A 2,448-nucleotide genomic window follows, 5' to 3' on the forward strand; every position below is an offset into this window, starting at 1 on the left:
GGCAGGGGCATAAGGCCGTCCGCGGGCGCCCGATCGGCAGTCCCTCGGGACATATGTCAATCGTAGTCCGACCGTCTAAGCGGATGGCTTAAGCGATTGGGCTAACTACTTCTCAAACTGTAATGGGCATGTGATGCGGAACACCAAATACGATTTGCCCGTCAAATTATTGATTGAAGCAATTCTATCTGCCACTTCTCAAGGGAGAACCACGACAACATATTCGGAGATCGCGAAGCTGACAAATACTCATTACCGCGACCACATGCTATATGAGCGTCTCGATAAGATACAGGCATACTGCAGAAGCAGAGATTTTCCGAGTCTTCCCGCAATGGTAATTAACTCGAACCTGCATAAGCCCGGGACAACATTTTTTGTCTCATATGCAAATCATTATTTGAGAGACATGACTCCGAGACAGCTAATGGAAAGCAATCAGATTAGTCCTGAGATCACATTTGAAGATCTGGTCATTAAGTATGAGCAAGCGCGTGTTCAATCGAGATCAGACTGGAACGAACTGATCCACAACGAAGACTTCACAGATTGTTAGTTTAAGTTCCGACATCTTGAAATAGTAATGAACTGCATTCATCTCACTTCCTTTGCTCGTACTAATAATTCTCTGAAGTAGGAGAAGCAATGTTTTGCCAAAACTGTGGTCAGGAAAATGTTGACTCGGCCAACTATTGCGTTGCTTGCGGTTCTAGAATACTTATTCCTTCAAAGGATGGGAAAGCCGCGATCGATAGATATAACGAAACCGCCAAGGATGTAGATACTCAGACTTCAAGTGAACCGCATGACGTTGCTCATAGTATCGAATCAATAATGAGAAGCCCTGAGACCTTGACTAATGAGCACAAACAAGAAGCGCGAGAACAGACTTTTAGCAAATCAACAGAAGCGAGTTATGCAACTGTAGATCAGCTCGTTAGTCAATTGGGACTATCAACTGACCATAAAATCAACCTTAATGAAATCAACCTCAGCGTAGAAGAACTACTGATTTGTTCAGCGTCAATTCTTGCCATAATTGCATTGATACTTCCCTTCTTCTCCTTCCAGCTCGGAACGACCGAAGCCTCGGGATCAGCATCCGTTAATTTGATATCGCGTGGCTTTTGGTGGTTCATTCCCCTCTGGGCAATCGGCGCCTTAGCAGCGAAACGCTTTACAATCGTCTCTATCATAACTAGCGGAATAACCCTAGTCTTCTCAGGCTATTACCTCATCGGATATATTTCTAATGGCACATCTATTGGCGCCGGCTGCATACTCCTTACTGCCAGCGGATTAATAATGTTCCTAAGCAGCATTTATCTCCTGTTTAAAGGACCTACTCCATTACCTATGCTTTCTGGTAATGACACAGCAGACATTCAGAGCGCCCTTAGCAAAATTGCCAATCTTTCCAATCATCGAGATGGTAAGAGCTTCTCGACTAGGGATATCGATCAACTTGATAAGACAGTCGAGGGTGTTGGAAAAGTATGCCCGAAATGCGGCTATCTCGAAGATCCTGATGCAAAATTCTGTGGTGCCTGCGGTCATCACTTTGCATAGATTATCGGTATGTCTATCAAGGGACTCTTTTGATGTTTTGCAATAACTGCGGTGTAGAAGTACCTGATGGTAAGAGATATTGCAATAACTGCGGAAAGAAGTTGGACGTAAAAGGTTCGTCTGAACGCGTGGAAAAAAGGAAATCGAAATGTATCAACCACAATAGAATTAAAAACAATCTAACAGTCTAGAACTTAGGTGATAGGGAGCCTACGTTGAGCTGCGGAAGCGCGCGTCGGTCATGAGAAGATGGCGGACCACCCTCGCGATCTCGGGCCATCTCTCGCCGTCGCGCTTCACCCTGAACAGGTAGACGTAGAGGTTGAGGTAGGACTGCAGGTTCTTCGGATCCATGCCGGTGAACCTCCACAGGTAGCGCTTGATCCAGGAGCACAGGTTGTTCACGAGGGCCATCGCCTCGAGGTAGACCGGGTCCCGCACGTCGGCCTTGTAGCTCTCGTCGACGAGCCCGTTCTCCCGCACCAGCGCGCCGTGCGCCCGCTCGCGGTCGTGCACTAGGACGGAGCCCTCGGCGATGTGCGCCTTCAGCGCCCCCCTGATCCGGGCGGACGACGGCTTGCCGTGCCCGCAGACCACGGCGACGGGCTCCTTTCGGGAGTCGATGCCCACCGCGATGCAGATCTGCTGCCTTGAGAGCCCCCGCTTGCGGGCCTGCCCGTAGCCCCTCGAGAGGTCCGTGTCGTTGACGTAGGTCTCGTCGATCCAGACGCGTCCCCGGAGCACGACGCGGTCCTGGTAGCCGTCCACGGCCGCGAACAGGCGGTGGCGCCACTCCCAGGCGGTCTGGTGGCTTATGCGGCAGGCCGCCGCGCAGGCGTCGAGCGGCACCGCGAAGAGCGCCAGCCTGATGAAGTCGAC

The 2,448-nt window shown here is 50.4% G+C and carries 3 protein-coding genes; 2 read left to right on the forward strand and 1 reads right to left on the reverse strand.

The features are described from left to right. The first annotated feature begins 645 nt into the window (after positions 1-645). Positions 646-1,569, forward strand: a complete 924-nt coding sequence (locus tag CZ345_RS16405) for a zinc-ribbon domain-containing protein (RefSeq protein WP_077071243.1) — start codon at positions 646-648, stop codon at positions 1,567-1,569. Between the two features lie 32 nt (positions 1,570-1,601). Beyond that, positions 1,602-1,760 (forward strand): zinc-ribbon domain-containing protein, encoded by a 159-nt coding sequence (locus tag CZ345_RS17625; RefSeq protein WP_144277185.1) that lies wholly within the window; start codon positions 1,602-1,604, stop codon positions 1,758-1,760. Between the two features lie 19 nt (positions 1,761-1,779). On the opposite strand, the gene CZ345_RS00460 is transcribed toward CZ345_RS17625, so the two are convergent. Then, positions 1,780-2,448, reverse strand: a 669-nt coding sequence (locus tag CZ345_RS00460) for an IS1595 family transposase (protein ID WP_077071244.1), incomplete at its 5' end; no start/stop codon positions are given.

The sequence above is a fragment of the Mailhella massiliensis genome (assembly GCF_900155525.1).
Taxonomy (GTDB): domain Bacteria; phylum Desulfobacterota; class Desulfovibrionia; order Desulfovibrionales; family Desulfovibrionaceae; genus Mailhella; species Mailhella massiliensis.